This window comes from Olleya sp. KKT75 (assembly GCF_055635485.1).
The window spans coordinates 2,727,992-2,745,652 of sequence record NZ_CM145759.1 but is presented as its reverse complement, the minus strand read 5'-3'; the positions used below and the strand labels follow the sequence as shown (position 1 = coordinate 2,745,652).

Annotated in this window: 15 protein-coding genes; 3 read left to right on the top strand and 12 right to left on the bottom strand. The window is 33.5% G+C overall.

All coding sequences use genetic code 11. The annotated features are described in order from the left end of the window. Positions 1–52 precede the first annotated feature (52 nt). From ACZ2G2_RS12270 to ACZ2G2_RS12245, 6 genes are all read right to left on the bottom strand, one after another. Complete coding sequence (locus ACZ2G2_RS12270; protein WP_090838739.1) at positions 53–466, bottom strand: DUF6691 family protein; 414 nt, start codon at positions 464–466, stop codon at positions 53–55. A gap of 1 nt (position 467) precedes the next feature. Continuing rightward, positions 468–1,022 (bottom strand): YeeE/YedE family protein, encoded by a 555-nt coding sequence (locus tag ACZ2G2_RS12265; protein WP_470392399.1) that lies wholly within the window; start codon positions 1,020–1,022, stop codon positions 468–470. Between the two features lie 82 nt (positions 1,023–1,104). After that, positions 1,105–1,314: a YgaP family membrane protein gene (locus ACZ2G2_RS12260; protein ID WP_090838743.1), complete on the bottom strand. Its 210-nt coding sequence runs from the start codon at positions 1,312–1,314 to the stop codon at positions 1,105–1,107. Between the two features lie 168 nt (positions 1,315–1,482). Beyond that, positions 1,483–4,677 carry an efflux RND transporter permease subunit gene (locus tag ACZ2G2_RS12255; protein ID WP_470392397.1) on the bottom strand — a complete coding sequence of 1,065 codons (3,195 nt, stop codon included), beginning with the start codon at positions 4,675–4,677 and terminating at the stop codon, positions 1,483–1,485. A gap of 229 nt (positions 4,678–4,906) precedes the next feature. Next, a complete protein-coding gene (locus tag ACZ2G2_RS12250; RefSeq protein ID WP_470392395.1) occupies positions 4,907–5,983 on the bottom strand; it encodes an efflux RND transporter periplasmic adaptor subunit in 1,077 nt (358 codons plus the stop codon). A gap of 111 nt (positions 5,984–6,094) precedes the next feature. Further along, positions 6,095–7,402, bottom strand: a complete 1,308-nt coding sequence (locus ACZ2G2_RS12245; RefSeq protein WP_470392394.1) for a TolC family protein — start codon at positions 7,400–7,402, stop codon at positions 6,095–6,097. A 282-nt stretch (positions 7,403–7,684) separates the two neighbouring features. On the opposite strand from ACZ2G2_RS12245, the gene ACZ2G2_RS12240 reads away from it, so the two are divergent. From ACZ2G2_RS12240 to pncA, 3 genes are all read left to right on the top strand, one after another. Beyond that, positions 7,685–8,683, top strand: a complete 999-nt coding sequence (locus ACZ2G2_RS12240; protein WP_470392392.1) for a metal-dependent hydrolase — start codon at positions 7,685–7,687, stop codon at positions 8,681–8,683. Positions 8,684–8,808: 125 nt separating this feature from the next. Then, positions 8,809–10,206 (top strand): nicotinate phosphoribosyltransferase, encoded by a 1,398-nt coding sequence (locus ACZ2G2_RS12235; protein WP_470392390.1) that lies wholly within the window; start codon positions 8,809–8,811, stop codon positions 10,204–10,206. Positions 10,207–10,265: 59 nt separating this feature from the next. Beyond that, complete coding sequence (pncA, locus tag ACZ2G2_RS12230; protein WP_470392389.1) at positions 10,266–10,871, top strand: bifunctional nicotinamidase/pyrazinamidase; 606 nt, start codon at positions 10,266–10,268, stop codon at positions 10,869–10,871. A gap of 304 nt (positions 10,872–11,175) precedes the next feature. On the opposite strand, the gene ACZ2G2_RS12225 is transcribed toward pncA, so the two are convergent. The 6 genes from ACZ2G2_RS12225 to ACZ2G2_RS12200 all read right to left on the bottom strand — a co-directional run bounded on the left by ACZ2G2_RS12225 (position 11,176) and on the right by ACZ2G2_RS12200 (position 17,657). Continuing rightward, positions 11,176–12,633 (bottom strand): NAD(P)/FAD-dependent oxidoreductase, encoded by a 1,458-nt coding sequence (locus ACZ2G2_RS12225; RefSeq protein ID WP_470392387.1) that lies wholly within the window; start codon positions 12,631–12,633, stop codon positions 11,176–11,178. A 69-nt stretch (positions 12,634–12,702) separates the two neighbouring features. Next, complete coding sequence (locus ACZ2G2_RS12220) at positions 12,703–13,824, bottom strand: ABC transporter permease (RefSeq protein ID WP_470392385.1); 1,122 nt, start codon at positions 13,822–13,824, stop codon at positions 12,703–12,705. 206 nt (positions 13,825–14,030) lie between these two features. Next, positions 14,031–15,137, bottom strand: a complete 1,107-nt coding sequence (locus tag ACZ2G2_RS12215) for an ABC transporter permease (protein ID WP_470392383.1) — start codon at positions 15,135–15,137, stop codon at positions 14,031–14,033. Beyond that, on the bottom strand, positions 15,134–15,862 hold the full coding sequence (locus ACZ2G2_RS12210) for an ABC transporter ATP-binding protein (RefSeq protein ID WP_470392381.1): 729 nt from the start codon (positions 15,860–15,862) through the stop codon (positions 15,134–15,136). Before ACZ2G2_RS12210 ends, ACZ2G2_RS12215 begins: the two co-directional genes overlap by 4 nt. Continuing rightward, on the bottom strand, positions 15,862–16,764 hold the full coding sequence (locus ACZ2G2_RS12205) for an ABC transporter ATP-binding protein (protein WP_470392380.1): 903 nt from the start codon (positions 16,762–16,764) through the stop codon (positions 15,862–15,864). Before ACZ2G2_RS12205 ends, ACZ2G2_RS12210 begins: the two co-directional genes overlap by 1 nt. Then, positions 16,761–17,657, bottom strand: a complete 897-nt coding sequence (locus tag ACZ2G2_RS12200) for an HlyD family secretion protein (protein WP_470392378.1) — start codon at positions 17,655–17,657, stop codon at positions 16,761–16,763. The genes ACZ2G2_RS12205 and ACZ2G2_RS12200 overlap by 4 nt, the downstream gene beginning before the upstream one ends. Between the last annotated feature and the right edge of the window lie 4 nt (positions 17,658–17,661).

The window sequence follows — 17,661 nt, the reverse complement described above, 5'->3', positions numbered from 1 at the left end:
TATATGACGTATCATTTGTAAAAATGTTACAGAGTTTGAAAAATATTTTTAATTAATGAGGCAATTTACCCTTTAAAACACCATATAAAAATGTCCCTAATGCTGCTGACAAAAACACGATAATAATAGGCAGATAACCCGCACCTATAAGCACAAATATTGGTCCTGGACATGCACCAACTAGTGCCCAACCAAGTCCAAAAATAATACCTCCAAGTAAATATCTAGAAAACGATTTTTCCTTTGGTGCAATTACAATTGGATTACCATCAAACGATTTGACGTTATACCTTTTTATAATTTGAACAAACAAAATACCAAACGCTAAAGCTGTACCAATAATACCATACATGTGAAATGCTTCAAAACGAAACATTTCATAAATTCTAAACCAAGAAGCAGCTTCTGATTTGTACATTATAATCCCAAAACAAAGTCCTATAAAAATAAAAAGTAGTTTTTTCATATTAAAAAATTAAAGGGAATAATAAATGAACCATTACTAATCCACCGATAAAAAAGCCTATAACAGCAATTAAAGACGGAAGTTGTAAATTACTTAATCCAGAAATAGCGTGACCAGAAGTACAACCTCCAGCATATCGTGCTCCAAAACCAACCAAAATACCACCAACAACTAAAATTATAATGGTTTTTATATCGCTTAAAGCGGAAATAGAAAATAACTCGACAGGTAAGTATTGGTTTTCAGTTGAAATATTTAAACTAGATAACGATGCTTTTGTAGCATCACTAATGGCTGGCATATCTGTAGCTGACAAATAATGTGATGCTATAAACCCACCAAGCATAGCTCCTATCACGACTAATAAATTCCACACATCCGATTTCCAATCAAATTTAAAAAACGAATTGACTTTTCCGGCACCACAAGCAGCACAAAAAGTTCTTAAGTTTGATGACATACCAAACTTCTTTCCCATTAATAATAAGAATAGCATTGTACAGGCAATTAAAAATCCTGAAACAAACCAATGCCAAGGTTGAAATAAAAAATCCATAAATTAAATTTGCGCAAAAATACATGCTACAAATCAATTTATGGAATTTTACAACACCAATTTTATAGGAATAAAACTAATGTTATTTAACACTACAACCTGCACCTTCTTTCCTCACACCTAACTTTACTAATATTGTTTCTAACAAACACCATTTTGTAAATGCAGACTGTATTAAGTTAACGCCAATAAACACAGTAAACCACATCCATTTTGGACTTACATAAACAGAAAGCACCACACTTAATAATACCATTACACCAACAATTACTCTAAAATATGTATTCAACATCTTTACTCTTTTTTTTAAATTTATAGCTTAACATTCACGTCATTCTGAACTAGTTCAAAACCTAATTATTCACAACTCAACTTTCTTTTTATTACCCAATCTTATCAGCAAACCGCACGTCATTCTGAATTCATTTCAGAATCCCATCATTCACAACACAATTACCCATTATTTATAATTTTGCTTCTCTATCATATAATAAACAAGAGGCACAACCAGTAAAGTCAATACTGTAGACACAATAGTCCCTCCCATTAATGATATCGCCAATCCTTGAAAAATCGGATCAAACAGTATCACAAATGCTCCAATAACAACCGTTCCTGCTGTTAATAAAATTGGCGTTGTACGCACCGCACCTGCTTCAATACACGCTTGCTTTAGTGGCACACCTTCTGCTGTTCTTATATTAATAAAATCAATAAGTAATACCGAATTCCGAACCATAATTCCTGCTAAAGCAATCATACCAATAAACGACGTTGCGGTAAAAAACGCTCCCATAATCCAATGTCCTAGTATAATTCCGATTAACGATAATGGTATCGCAACCATCATAACGATTGGTGCTTTAAAGTTTTGAAACCAGCCTACAATTAAAATGTAAATTAAGATAATAGCTCCTAAAAAGGCAATACCTAAATCTCTAAATACCTCTAAAGTAATTTGCCATTCACCATCCCATTTTACAGTATAATTATCTTCAAAATCTGGTTGACCTAAATACATTTCGTTTAACTCATAGCCTTTTGGTAACGGAATCTCTTTTAACTTTTCTTCCATTCCAAGAATAGCATACGCAGGACTTTCTAATTCTCCAGCCATATCTGCCATCACGTAAACCACGCGCTTTTGGTTTTTACGATAAATACTTTTTGCAGCTATCGTTTCCGTAATAGTTACCAAATCTGCAATAGGCACCATATTCCCGTGTTTCGATTTTAGTTTTAATTGCGAAATATCACTAATTGTAGATTTCTCTTTTTCATCTAAAGCCAATATCAAACCTACTTGAGTAACCGCATATTCATCATATAAATTTGTGATCGCTCTATTAGACAATGCCATATTCATGGTATACGCAATTTGTTGTGGCGCAACACCATACAGCATGGCTTTTTCTTTGTTTATATTAAATTGATATTCGGTTTGATCGGCTTCCACCATCCAATCAATATCAACCACATCATCTGTGTTTTTTAAAATCTCTTGAACGCCATTGGCGATTTTAATTTGCTCATTATAATCAGGTCCATACACTTCTGCAACAATCGTTGACAATACTGGAGGTCCTGGTGGTACTTCTACCAATTTAATATTAGCGTTATACTTTGCAGCAATTTTCTGAATATCTGGACGCATTACTTTAGCAATGCCATGACTTTGAATATCACGTTCGCCTTTATCAATTAAATTCACTTGGATATCAGCCATATTGCTTCCTCCTCGTAAATCGTAATGACGCACCAAACCGTTAAACGTAATTGGTGCAGATGTACCAACGTAATTTTGATAATTAACCACTTCTGGTCGCGTCGCTAAGTATTGCGACACTTCTTGTGCTACAACTCCTGTTCTTTCTAGCGTTGTGCCTTCAGGCATATCAATAACCACTTGAAATTCATTCTTATTATCAAATGGTAACATTTTTACAGCAACCGATTTAGTAAAAAACAACACCATTGTGGCCATTAAGACCATAAACGTTATCCCTAAAAACAACCAACGCTTACCTTTGCTTTCTAATAAAGGACGTTCAAACTTGTTATAAATCTTATAAATAAGCGTGTCTTCAACTGCTTTTTCTGGTTTCTCCGCTGCTCCTTTTTTATCTTTTTCTTTTAGAAAAATATATCCTAAATAAGGTGTAATAGTTAAGGCAACAAATAAAGACAATATCATGGCAATAGACGCACCTATCGGCATTGGCGCCATATATGGCCCCATTAATCCAGATACAAAAGCCATAGGTAAAACTGACGCTATAACTGTAAATGTTGCTAAAATCGTTGGATTCCCAACTTCATTAATCGCATATAAAGCTGCGTCTTTAAATGGTAAGCGTTTCATTTTAAAATGTCGGTGCATATTTTCGGCAATAATAATCGAGTCATCCACCACAATTCCCGTTACAAATACTAACGCGAATAAGGTAATTCGGTTTAGCGTGTAATCCATCATGTAGTAACTCAGTAAGGTCAAAGCAAACGTAATTGGCACCGATAAAAACACGACCAATCCACCACGCCAACCCATTGCTAGCATCACTACAAGTGTTACTGCAAAGATAGACCCAATAAGGTGCCACAGTAATTCCGATACTTTATGAGACGCTGTTTCACCATAATTTCTAGTGACTTCCACATGTACATCATCGGGAATTAAAGTACTACGTAAATGATCTACTTTATCAATAATCACATCAGCAATTTTCATGGCATCTGCACCTTTACGTTTCGCTACCGAAATAGTTACTGCAGGATATTCCGACTTATAATCAACCGATTTTACACTTCCTTTTCCGTAACCTAAACTCACATAATTTTGTGGTACTTCTGGTCCTTCAATAATTTTAGCGACTTGCTTTAAATAAATAGGCTGATTTTGTTGCACACCAACCACCAGATTTTCAACATCAGTAACCGAAGCTAAAAACGAACCTGTATTTACTAAAAACTCAGTATCATTCTTATCAAAACTTCCAGCACTTAATTGGCTATTATTTGCTTTAATCATTTCCGAAACCGACAAGAAATCCAAACCACTTGCAGCTAATTTATCTTTATCTAAAACCACACGTAATTGACGATCTCTACCACCAATTTTATGCGTAATAGCCACATCGTTTATCTTCTTAATTTCGGCTTCTAATTCTTGAGCCATTTGGTTTAACTGGTAATCGTCATAATTTTCACTCCACAACGTTAAACCCAACATTGGCACATCGTCAATCGCACGCGTTTTTACTAACGGAAACGTAACACCTTCCGGCATTTGGTCCATGTGCTTGTTAATTTCGTTGTATAATTTCACAAAAGAACGCTCAATATCTTCGCCAACATAAAACTGTACGATGACCATTCCTTGCTCTTTCATAGACGTAGAATACACGTATTCCACACCTTTAATATTCGAAATTAATTGCTCTAAAGGCTTAATCACACGTGACTCTACTTCCGTTGGACTTGCTCCTGGATACCCCACAAAAATGTCTGCCATAGGCACATCAATTTGCGGTTCTTCTTCACGCGGAATTAAAAACGAACTGTACACACCAACCACCATAAATACAATCATCAAAAGCACTGTAAGCTTCGATTGCATAAAGACTTTGGCAATTTTACCTGCGATTCCTTCTTTCATAATTATTACTTTTTTTCATTCCCATGACAATGGAAATCTTTATATTTTGGGCGTTTTAACAGGCTATCCACTGTATCTTTTTTATCTGTCATTACGAAGTGATTTTTTTATTTACTGTGACCATCTCTTAATCGATTGGGAGATTACCACGTCGTTGCACTCCTCGTAATGACTACTTATTTATTAAGTAAAAAAGGATGTCGTTTCTATCCCTAACGCAACTTATTAGTTATTGAATTGTAACTTTCGCACCATTAAACAGTTTACCTTCAGCAGAAACAATGTATGCTTCGTCTGTATTTAAACCAGATAATACTTCTACTTGATCACCAAACGTTCTACCTAAACGTAACCAACGTAATAATGCTGTATTGCTTTGGCTTACTGTATACACACCAGATAATTGTCCGTTTGTGACAATAGCTTCGTTTGGTATTAAAACCATTGATGACGTTGCTTTTCTTTCTACAGGAAATTGCACTGTTGTAAACATCCCAGATAAAATATTAGCCTCTGTTTTATCTAAATCTATTTTCACTAAATATTGTCCTCCAGTATTTTTAGCAGAAGTACTCACTTCTTTTACTTTTCCTTTTATGGTTTTATTGATTGATTTAACTAACACATCAACAGTAGCTCCTTTTTTAATCGCTGAAATTTCAGTTTCCGGTACCATTGCCATCACTTCAAAATTCCCAGGTGTTTCTATACTTATTAATGATACACCAGGATTTGCCATGTTACCAGCTTCTACATTTTTACTAGTTACTGTTCCGCTAAAAGGTGCAGTAATATTACTGTAAGCAAATTGTGCGTTAATTTCGTTTTTCATTTGATTAGCGCCTTCTACTCTAGCTTTTGCCATTTCGTAATTTGCAGTCATATCATCCATCTCTTTTTGAGACGCACTATTATCCGCAAATAAATTTTTAAAGCGGTTGTAATCTTTTTGCGCATTACTTAAAGCTGCATTTGCTTCTGTAATTCCTGCATTTACTTGCGCTCTTTTAGCTTGCAAATCGCTATTATTAATAGAGACTAATAATTGTCCTTTACGCACTTTGTCTCCTACGTTTACATGTACTTTATTAACGTAACCCATCATTCTAGTACTTAAATCGGCACTATTAGTAGCCTGTATTTTACCGCTTACAGATAAAAAAGGGCTATTCCCATTTGCTGCTACTTGACTCGTTTTTACAATAATTGCTGGCGAATTATCTACAACTGGTTTTTTGTCTTCGCTACCACAACTCGCTACTAATAGCGCTACAGAAAGTGTTAGGATTGTATATATTTTTTTCATGGTTGTTATTTTTTATTTAAGACACTTCGACAAGCTCAGTGTGACATTTTTTATAATTAAAAACTCTCGGAAATCAATCTTGATTCTTGGTTCTATATTCTTGTATCTTTTTTATTCTTTAGTTAAAAATTGCAAATATGATTGTGTGTAATTGTATTCAAAAATAGTTTGGTAGTATTCCAATTGCTTTTGTGCATATTGCGTTTCGGCAATTAATAAATCTGATGTTTTTTCTAAACCCTCTTTAAATCTATTGGTTCTAATTCTTAAAGATTCTTCAGATTGCTGTAATGCTAGAGTAGTTAATTTCAACTTATTGTTAGCATCTGTAAACGCTCGCTTTGCTTTATTTAATTCTAAATTACTTTTAGATACATATTGCTGATACTCTAATTTAGACTTTTCGAATTCTGATTTACTTTTTTGAGCTTTACCAATACGTTTAGACCCTTGAAATATATCCCAACTTAATTGTGCTCCAAATAAATACCCATTTGCATCACCTTGAAAAATTTTATCATCATACAACTCATAACTCCCAAACGCATTTAAACGTGGTAAAAACGCCATTTTATCTGCTTTATTCATAGCTTCATAAGCATTGGTTGCTAATTGCATGGCTTTAATGTCAGAACGATTTTCAGACACCATTTTATCTTCTAAAGTAAAAGAGGCAATGGTTAATTCATCTGTTGGTGTGTAAACTACATAAGCATCATCATTCATTAAAAAAGACAAATAATTAGACGCATTTTGCACATTACTTTTAGCGGTTTGCAACTGATTCTGAACTTCAGTAACACGTACTTCCACATTCAAAACATCTGCGCGTTGTAAATACCCTTGTTTAAAACTATCATCTGCTAATTTTTTATTAGCGTTTGCAGCTACTAATGCCTTTTCTAAAACAGTAACTGCTTTATATGCTAACTGCAATTGCATGTAGGCTTTATCAACTTCAAACACTAAATACTCTTGTGTACGTTCTGTTTTTAAAGACATAGCTTCCATTTTAGATTTGGCTGCTTTACGTTGGTAAATACCATCTAAATTTATTAATGGTTGCTGAATTTCGAATTTGGTTGCATAGTTTTCAATTTGAGAAGGATCGTTTAACAACGCAGGACTAAAATCATTCTGAGTTAAAATCTCCTGATTTAATTTAGAACCAAAAGCCATTAAAGGATTGGTTGTCGCCATTGCAGTGTGACTTGCTGTAATGTTTGGCAAAAACACGGCATTAGTTTGTCTGTAGTCTGCTCTAGCTGCGTTAAAATCTTGTTCAGAAATTTTTATACTAGTATTATTCTCAGATACTTTTGACAAAACATCAGATTTTGCTATGGGCACCAAGTCTTGTCCTTTTACAGACATACTGAAAACAAAAAGTAAAGCGACTATATATATGTGTTTTTTCATTTATCATTAATTTACAGTACAAAAATAGTTCAGGAATTTACTTTAGTTAGTAACATAGGTTACTTAAGAAAAGTAATAGTACTCCAGACATCGTTAATAGTTCTAAATTTATAATAAATAAAAAGTCTACACACTGACAATTATCATGCAAAATACTGACTATTAGGTAATTAAATGAAACCAAATAAAAAAAAATGCTGACAATCTCCTTTTAATAAGCGCCCAAAAAGTAACTTAAGTATTGTAATAAATATATTGGTATCCCTTACTTTTGTATTTGATATGGATTCATTAACACAAATAGTATTAGGTGCAGCTGTAGGCGAAGCTGTTTTAGGTAGAAAAGTTGGAAATAAAGCCATGCTTTATGGCGCTATTGCAGGAACTATTCCTGATTTAGATGTCTTAGCATCTTTTTTTACAGACAATGTCACTGCTCTTTATGTGCATCGTGGATTTACACATTCCATTATGTTTTCTTTACTTTTCTCGCCCATATTGGCATGGATTGTGACACGGTACGAAAGCTATAAAAACTTTAAAAACTGGACTTGTCTATTTTTTTTAGCATTTGTAACACATCCTATTTTAGATGCACATACGACTTGGGGAACACAACTGTTTTGGCCTTTTGATTTACGATTAGCGTTTAAAAACATATTTGTAGTTGATCCATTATACACCGTGCCTTTTCTAGTGTTTTTAATTTTGGCAATGCGCCAGAAACGGACTACTGCAAAACGTCGTTTTTATAATAACATGGGATTGATTTTAAGTACCTCTTATTTAGCATTAACTTTATTATTAAAGTGGGCTGCTTATACAAAATTTGAATCTGCTTTAGCAACACAAAATATTGATTATTCAGATATTGACACTAGACCATCACCTTTAAACACGATACTTTGGAGTGCCAATGTGCAAACTGAAGATGCTTATTTACTTGGTAATTATTCGTTTTTTGATAGCCAACCCATCACTTTTGAAAGCTATCCAAAAAACCACGACTTATTAGGTAGTCTTGTTGAGGATAAAAGTGTTAAACAAATGATTGTTATTACTGAAGGTTGGTATACTATTACTAAAGAGAATAACACACTTTACTTTAACGATTTACGCTTTGGATTATTAAGCCTAAAACCAAAATCAACCAATTTTGTTTTTAAATACAAATTAGAAGTTGATCCAACGGGTAAAGTTTCATTTATAGAGGCGCCTAAAGATTCTAATGATGGTAAAAAGCTATTATCAGAACTTTGGCAACGCTTAAAAGGGAATTAATTTCGGTTTAAAAACCACTATTTAATTTCAACTAGACTAATTATTACATACTATTAATTTCTTTAGAATTTGAGAATGGAAATCTTTCAAATTTTAAATATCTTGTAAACTAAACTTATAAATTTATGGACATTACTGCAGCATATACGGATCTATATCAAATTACAATGGCGCAAGTCTATTTTGTGACTAAACCAAATGGCAAAGCGGTGTTTGACTATTATTACCGTCGTAATCCTTTTGATAATGGGTATGCCATATTTGCGGGGTTAGAAGATGTTTTAGACATACTAGAATCGCTTAAATTCTCAGAGTCTGATATTTCTTATTTAAAGCAAAAAGGATTTGAGAACGAGTTTTTAGAGTATTTGAAAAACTTTAGCTTTAAAGGTAGTATTCGTTCTAGTAAAGAAGGTGATATTGTTTTTCCTAACCGTCCAATTTTACAGGTTGAAGCCAATATTATAGAAGCACAAATTATAGAAACCCTTTTACTAAATATTCTTAATTTTCAAACCTTAATCGCAACCAAAGCTAGCAGAATACGCTATAGTGCAAAAGATGCCATACTATTAGATATGGGGTTACGTCGTGCCCATGCTACAGGCGGTTATTATGCGTCAAGAGCTGCTGCTATTGGTGGTTTTGACAGTACTAGTAATGTGAAAGCTGCAGAAGATTACAACATCGCATCAACAGGAACAATGGCACATTCGTTTATTCAGAGTTATGATAATGAATTAGACGCTTTTCGTGATTTTGCGCAAGTACGCCCTAAAAACTGTGTGCTTTTAATTGATACTTATAATACCCTAAAATTAGGACTTCCAAATGCGATTATTGTTGCAAAAGAAATGGAAGAGAACGGTGAAAAATTATTCGGAATCCGATTGGACAGTGGTGATTTAGCGTATCTATCTAAAAAAGCGAGAGCCATTTTGGATGCTGCTGATTTAAGTTATGTAAAAATTGTAGTCTCTAATCAGTTAGACGAATTTGTTATAAAAAGTTTAAAAGAACAACAGGCGCCTATTGATGTTTTTGGTGTAGGAACTAATCTGGTTACTGGAAGACCAGATGCGGCGTTAGATGGCGTTTATAAATTATCTGAATACAATGGTGATCCAAGAATTAAACTCTCTGAAAACATCATAAAAGTATCGCTGCCTTTTAAAAAGCAAGTGTATAGAATGACTGATGCCGACGGACAATTTTATGGTGCAGATGCTGTGGCTATTTATGCCGAAGGTGAGATTGATCAAATGGAACACCCTTTTGATATTACCAAACAAATAGATATTAGTGCACTAAAAAAAGAACCGTTATTAGAATTAGTCATGGAAGATGGTAAACGTATAATTCCTGCTAGAACTGTTAACGAAATTGCAGAATATTCGCAATCGCGTTTAGCACAACTTCCGGATGAATATAAACGTTTTCAAAATCCACATACTTATAAAGTTGGATTGAGTAGTCAACTTAAAAAGGAACGAAACGATCTAATTAACAAACATAAAAGTTAAAGTAATACTGCAGATGGTTGGATAAATCGTAGTCTAATTCATTAAAAAATAGTCAAACTATGAAAACACTTTTAGTCATTGATGTACAAAACGATTTTATGCCTAGCGGATCTCTTGCAGTGCCCGATGGAGATAACATTGTTCCCGTAATAAATACCATACAAGATAAATTCGATTTGATTGTAGCTACGCAAGATTGGCATCCAAAAACGCATTCTAGCTTTGCTGTAAACCATGATAATAAATCTAATTTTGATAGCATAGAATGGCGCGGGAAATTGCAAACCTTATGGCCGGAACATTGCGTACAAGGCAGTAAAGGAGCCGAATTACATCCAGAATTAGACACTACAAAATACGAGGCCATTTTTAGAAAAGGTACCGATATTAATATTGATAGTTATAGCGCCTTTTATGATAATAATCATTTAAAATCAACAGGATTAACAGGTTATCTAAAAGATAAGGAGGTCACAAAGCTCTATTTTTGTGGTCTTGCATCTGATATTTGTGTTTACTTTTCTATTCGCGATGCTATTCAAGAAGGTTTTGAATGTTATTTTATTGAAGATGCTGCTAAACCTTTAGATCTAGAAGTATTTGAAACTATTAAGATTAAAATGGTTGCTATGGGTGTACATATTATAACTTCAGAATCCATATAAAATTATCTAACTACATCAAGTATTTAATTTCTTGTTCCGCCATGCCCTCCGGCTACCACAAGCATTATTTTTATACTCAAATAAATGAATTTGAAAAACTGAATGATGGGATTCATCATTTTAAATCTTTGATATCTTGATATTCTTTCTGTCATGGTATTTTTTTTAATTGTTGAAAGTTTGTTGATTTATAAAATCGGTTGTGAGTTTAGAAAAATACCCCTAAAGCCTCCTCAAGGGGACATTACTCATTTCCGCTTACTCAAAACCCATTAGTTAAAACTAAAATAATATTTAAGAAAATTTATTCTGGAATCAACCACCAAAAAGGTTTCATTTTTGCTTTATAGATGAACGCATAATGCAACGCTAGTTTTAACCAATGTCCAGCTAAACCTATTTCTCCAAAAGTTTTTCCTAATTGCCTACCTTGTGTTTTTGGATATTTTTCGTAATCTGGGACAATTGGGTAGGTTGTAATACTAACACCACTCCCCTTTGTCATTCCATAACCAGCCGAAGCAATACAAGCTGCTCCCATATTTCCCATAGAACCTTTGTGATTTAAAGATTCTTTACCACTTTTAATAGAATCTATAATATTATCGGCGACCAATTTGGCAGTAATACCAGAAGGCATTCCTGTACGTGGAGGTGCTGGCGAAATTGGCGTTCCGTTTTTGCTAGTTCTTGGTTTAGAAATGGCGTGTGGTGGTGCAAATGCAATTCCTGGTGCAAAAATGTTTTTATAACTCGGATTTTGATACGTTTCTGGCCAATCTTTTACAGACCATTCTTCGTATGGTTTTGACGTGTAATCGGCGTCAACAATCATAAAGCCTTTAAATAGTTTTTCTGTGATGTCGTTTTCATTTTTATCATAAGCTTTAAAACCGTGACCAGAAAACGAAGGAATTAACATTGCAAAATCATAAGTTTCTACTTTATATTCTCCTTCTAAATTTTCGTAATGCGCTATACCGTCTTCAATTTTGTTTACGCCAGCTCCAAGGATCCATTTGATGTCTCTGTCTTCAAAAACCATTTCGACCATTTCATGAGATTTCATAGTCATACTACCATAACTTAATAACATACCATCCATCCCAAAATCTCCTAGTTGGTATTCGTTAGAAATCCAAGTGACTTCTGCCATATCACGAACATTATGACGTCGCAATTCTTGTTCTACATTTAATATATATTCAAAAGCAGCACCCTGACAAGTTGATTTGGCGTGCCCTGTACCTATTAAAATTTTAGTTTTTTTACCAGCTTTCATTTGCTGGATGATTTCCTTTAAACCTTCCCAAGCATGGTCTGCGTGAGAATATGTACAAACAGAATAAGCTTTGTTTTTACCAGGAATTAAACCTGGAGTAGCTTCAAAATTAAGTCTTGGACCTGTAGCATTAATTAAGTAATCATATGTTATTTTTTCTTGTTGGCCTTTATTGTCTCCTACTACATATTCCGATAAAACATAAGGTTTTTCTTCCGTTCTATCGCCTTCAGGAAAAAACGAAATTGCTTTTGCTTGTTTATAACCAATCCCCTTCTTTTTATATAAAGGTTTTAATGGGAAATAAATTTTCTCCGATTTCATTCTTCCAATTCCAACCCAAATATTAGATGGTACCCATTGGTAATTACTGTTAGGAGACACTACAACAACTTCGTGTTTTTTGGGTAGTTTTCTACGTAAATGAGTTGCTGCCACGTGACCAGCAATACCGGCTCCTAAAATGACTATTTTAGACATGATTGTTATTTTTATATAAAGATAACTTCAACATAAACACCGTACAGTCACTTTTGTTACACAAGTGTTTTAATTCGTTTTCTTATAACTCCAAACCGCTAATCCATTCATAATAAAGGCATAAAGAAGCGTTTTTAATAACTGAGGAAGAATATCTATAAAACCAGAACCTTTAAGCATCACCATACGCATGACTTCTACAAAATATCGTATTGGGTTAAATTCGGTAAGGGTTTGTGCCCATTTAGGCATACTTTCTATTGGAGTAAATAAACCACTCATTAAAATAAAAATGACTGTAAAAAACCAAGCAATAAACATGGCTTGTTGTTGTGTATCTGTAAAGTTAGAAATGAATAAACCGATGCCTAAAATAACCAGGATATAAATTGATGTATAAAAATATAGTAAAGGCAAACTACCAAGCATAGGAACATTAAATATGACCTTTGCTAAAATTAAGCCTACAGTTAATAAGCCCATTCCTATGACCCAAAACGGAAAAAGTTTCCCAATAATAAATTGACTCTTTTTAATTGGTGTAACATTGATTTGTTCTAGAGTACCAATTTCTTTTTCGCGGACAATATTCATTCCTGACAGGAAGAGCGTAATCATGGTGACTAGTAAAACCAGTATACCAGGAACCATAAAAGTTTTATAATTTAAAGTTTTATTATACCAAAATAATGGAATAGCCGCTATGGTAATTGGTTGTATTTGTTTGTCTGAAACTTGTAACAAATTCACTTTTATGTTTTGATTGAAACGTTGTACAATTTGTGTGACATATACATTTTCTACTCCTGCTGCTGCGCCATCAATAGCATTAATAGTTACACCCAAACTGTTATGCTTATCTTTTTGTAAATCACGTTCAAAATAGTGTGGAATTTGTAAAAGCACATCCACATCGCCTTTTAACATGGAAGCACTTGCTAATGCTTCCGAAGGAAAATCCGTTAACACATTAAAATAAGTAGAAGCATTAAATTTTTCAACTAACGCTCTAGACGTTGATGTGAGATCATTATCAATATAACCGAATTTAATATTCTTTACTTCAAAAGTAGCTGCGTTAGATAATATAACGAGCTGAAATAATGGCAAAACAAAAATGATAGGAAGCATGCCTCTATTTCTAAAGATTTGCTTGAACTCCTTTTGTATGATGTATAGTATTGTTTTCATATTATTTCCCACCTTTCGGTTCCGCTAAAGATAAACTTCAGCAGGAATCTTTATTTAAATTAAACATAGTTACATAAGAAAATAACCCTTGCTTTATTATATTTTACAAGCCTAAAGCCCCTTAAGAGGACAATCCGCCAATTCAACCGAGTGAGCCGTCCCCTCGAGGGGACTTTAGGGGTGTTTTTACATTTCTATTCAATTTTTCACTCCAATCTAATTTTATATTTCTTTACACTTAATCCCATAAAAAAGATCGTCATTCCTACTAAAATCAAGGTTTCTTTCCATAGATATTGTAACCCTACTCCTTTTAGCATAATCCCTTTTATGATGATGATAAACCATTTTGCAGGAATGATGTTACTAATCACTTGCAATGGTATTGGCATGCTGGAGATTGGGAAAATAAAGCCTGATAATAGAATTACAGGTAGCATTAATCCCATTAAAGAAATCATCATTGCTGTTTGCTGTGTTGCAGAAATTGTTGAGATTAAAATACCTAAAGCTAATGCTGTGATTATGAATAATACGCTTTCAAAACCTAATAAAAACAAGCTTCCTTGGACTGGCATTTTAAATATAAATATGCTTAAAACTACAATGACGATGGCGTTTATAATAGACAGAAAAATATACGGAAACACTTTACCAACAATAACCTGAATTGGTTTTATTGGTGACACTAAAAGGATTTCCATAGTTCCTAATTCCTTTTCTCTTGTAATAGAAATGGATGTCATCATTGCAGAAACTAACATTAAAATGATAGTCATAACACCAGGAACAAACATGTACACGCTTTTTAATTCTGGATTGTAAACCATTCTAGTTTGTGGTACAATTTGATAGGCGATTGTGATGTCTTTATTCAATTCTTTTTGATATTGCTGAAGAATGGCATTGACATAATTACTTATGGTATTTGCAGTATTTGGATCTGTAGCATCTGTAATAATCTGAATAGTTGCTTTATGATCTTTGATTATCTTTTTACTGAAACCTGCTTCGAAATTTAAAACTGCTTTTACTTTTCCTTTTTTGAAAATAGTTTCAATATCTGATTCTTTCTCAATAAATTGATTGATACTAAAATATTTTGAAGCTGAAATTTTATTAATAATTTCTTTTGTTGTTACGTCTTTTGAATGGTCTAAAACTGCAATATCGACATTGTTTATTTCATTGGTAATCGCGAAACCAAATAACATAATTTGTGCTATTGGCATTCCGAATAGAATAAACAACGAGCGTCTATCTCTAAAAATGTGATAGAATTCTTTTTTTATGAAACCTATGAATCTTTTCATCCTCTAGCTAGTTTTAAAAACACATCGTTCATATTTGCAACGTTAAATTGTTGCTTAAGCTTTTTAGGTGTATCTAAAGCTTCTATTTTTCCGTTTACCATAATAGACACGCGGTCGCAATACTCAGCTTCATCCATATAATGTGTGGTTACAAAAATGGTTGTGCCTTGATTAGCTGCTTTGTAAATCATTTCCCAAAACTGACGTCTAGTAATAGGATCTACTCCTCCTGTTGGCTCATCTAAAAACACAATTTTTGGATCATGAATTAAGGACACAGAAAAAGATAATTTTTGTTTCCAACCTAAAGGTAAAGCACCGACTAATTGGTTTGCTACGTCATCCAATCCCAGCTCTTCAAGCAAGATTGCTGTTTTTTCTTTTATTCGTTTTCTGGATAGTCCATAAATCCCTCCAAAGAATGTGATGTTTTCTTTAACCGTTAAATCGTCATACAAAGCAAATTTCTGACTCATATAACCAATATTTTTCTTGATGTCTTCAGCTTGTTTATAAACATCAAATCCTGCAACTTTAGCTTTTCCTGCAGTTGGTTTAGAAATACCAATTAGCATTTTCATAGCTGTTGTTTTCCCAGCTCCATTAGCGCCTAAAAATCCAAATATTTCACCTTTTTTGACATCAAAAGTAATGGCATCAACAGCTGCAAAATCTCCGTACATTTTGGTTAACCCTTCTACTTGTATGACTTTTTCGTTACTCATTATTTTGCTAGTTCCATAAAGGTGTCTTCAATGGTTGGTTGTGTTTTATTAACTTCTATATTAGTTAGGTTTCTAGATTCTAAATACAGTATTAAATCCTTAGGATTAAAATCTGCTCTACAATCTGTATAATGCACAAACTCACCAAAAGGATAGACACTATGATTATATTCGTAAGTCTTTAAACTCTTAATAAGTTGATACGTATTATTTGCTCTAACGTTATAAATCTGTTTTGGATAATGCTTTACAATGGCTTGAGGTGTATCTATCTGTAAAATTTTACCATCTTGAATCAATGCAATTCTGTCACACAAAGCAGCTTCATCCATATATGGTGTAGATACTAAAATGGTAATACCTTTTTGTTGCAAACGTTTAAGCATGTCCCAAAATTCTTTTCTCGACACTGGGTCCACTCCTGTTGTTGGCTCATCTAAAAACAACACTTTTGGTTTATGAATTAAAGCACAGCATAAAGCCAGTTTTTGTTTCATTCCTCCAGATAGTTTTCCTGCACGACGGTTTTTAAAAGGTTCAATTTGAACATAAATCTCTTTTATTAAATCGTAGTTTTCTTCTATGGTTGTTCCGAAAATTGTTGCGAAGAAATTTAAATTTTCTTCAATGGTTAAATCTTGATAAAGCGAAAATTTCCCTGGCATATAGCCTACATTATTTCGAATCTTTTTATAGTCTGCAACTACATCAAAATCAGCAACCGTTGCAAAACCATCATTAGCAATTAAGAGCGTAGTTAAAATTCTAAACAACGTTGTTTTACCTGCGCCATCAGGACCAATAAGACCAAAAAGCTCACCTTCTTTTACATTAAAAGAAATGTTTTCTAAAGCTTTTACGCTTTTGTAAGATTTTGATATGTTAGAAACTGTGATACTCATTCTGCAGTATTTAGCCATAGTTCTGCAGGCATTCCAATTTTTAGGCTTCCATCATTTTGAACGTCTACTTTTACAGCATAAACTAATGCCACACGTTCTTCTTTAGTTTGAATTATTTTTGGTGTGAATTCTGCTTCCGAAGCTATCCAGCTAATCGTTCCTTTATAGGATTTCATAGTATCGGCATCATCAATTTTAACAGTTACTTCTTGCCCTATTTTAATATTTGGTAATTGCGTTTCACTTATATAAACTCGTAATTGCATGGTGCTTAAATCTGCGATTTTATACAATGGTTTTCCAAAAGCGGTAATTTCATTTGGTTCTGCATATTTGGTTAAAACAGTTCCGATTACAGGATTTGTGATGTTACTTTTTTGGATTTGGTCATCAATTTGTTTTAACTGCACATCAATAGATTTAAGCTCATTCACGACAGGTGCATTCTGTATTTCGACACTTCTAATTTGGCTTTTTATTACATCCATTTCGCCTAAAACATCATCCAATTGTTTTTGTGTTCCCGCATTGTCCTTTATAAGGTTTTGAGCGCGTGTTTTATTTGTGTTTGCAGTTTTAAGCTTTGCATTTAATACATTAATCTGTGATAAAACACCTCTAGACTTTGAAGCAATTACAGCTTTAGAAACCTCTAACTGCTCACGTTTTAATGCTAACGGAATAGTATCGATATAGCCAATAAATTGTTCTTTTTGAAGTATATCACCTTCATCAAGATTAAACTGCATCAGTTTTCCATTATTTTCTGCTGAAATGGTTATTTCTGTTGCTTCAAAATTCCCGTAACCATCTGCTTTTCCGTTATCGTTTCCGCAAGAAAAGAATGTAAAAAACATGATGCCTAATCCGATTATATATGTGCTCTTATTCATCTTT

Coding starts and splice junctions, on each gene's coding strand:
- ACZ2G2_RS12215 (WP_470392383.1), bottom strand. CDS start 15,137: ATGAAAAGATTCATAGGTTTCATAAAAAAAGAATTCTATCACATTTTT.
- ACZ2G2_RS12235 (WP_470392390.1), top strand. CDS start 8,809: ATGGACATTACTGCAGCATATACGGATCTATATCAAATTACAATGGCG.
- ACZ2G2_RS12245 (WP_470392394.1), bottom strand. CDS start 7,402: ATGAAAAAACACATATATATAGTCGCTTTACTTTTTGTTTTCAGTATG.
- ACZ2G2_RS12220 (WP_470392385.1), bottom strand. CDS start 13,824: ATGAAAACAATACTATACATCATACAAAAGGAGTTCAAGCAAATCTTT.
- ACZ2G2_RS12240 (WP_470392392.1), top strand. CDS start 7,685: ATGGATTCATTAACACAAATAGTATTAGGTGCAGCTGTAGGCGAAGCT.
- ACZ2G2_RS12205 (WP_470392380.1), bottom strand. CDS start 16,764: ATGAGTATCACAGTTTCTAACATATCAAAATCTTACAAAAGCGTAAAA.
- ACZ2G2_RS12225 (WP_470392387.1), bottom strand. CDS start 12,633: ATGTCTAAAATAGTCATTTTAGGAGCCGGTATTGCTGGTCACGTGGCA.
- ACZ2G2_RS12250 (WP_470392395.1), bottom strand. CDS start 5,983: ATGAAAAAAATATATACAATCCTAACACTTTCTGTAGCGCTATTAGTA.
- ACZ2G2_RS12265 (WP_470392399.1), bottom strand. CDS start 1,022: ATGGATTTTTTATTTCAACCTTGGCATTGGTTTGTTTCAGGATTTTTA.
- ACZ2G2_RS12260 (WP_090838743.1), bottom strand. CDS start 1,314: ATGTTGAATACATATTTTAGAGTAATTGTTGGTGTAATGGTATTATTA.
- pncA (WP_470392389.1), top strand. CDS start 10,266: ATGAAAACACTTTTAGTCATTGATGTACAAAACGATTTTATGCCTAGC.
- ACZ2G2_RS12210 (WP_470392381.1), bottom strand. CDS start 15,862: ATGAGTAACGAAAAAGTCATACAAGTAGAAGGGTTAACCAAAATGTAC.
- ACZ2G2_RS12200 (WP_470392378.1), bottom strand. CDS start 17,657: ATGAATAAGAGCACATATATAATCGGATTAGGCATCATGTTTTTTACA.
- ACZ2G2_RS12255 (WP_470392397.1), bottom strand. CDS start 4,677: ATGAAAGAAGGAATCGCAGGTAAAATTGCCAAAGTCTTTATGCAATCG.
- ACZ2G2_RS12270 (WP_090838739.1), bottom strand. CDS start 466: ATGAAAAAACTACTTTTTATTTTTATAGGACTTTGTTTTGGGATTATA.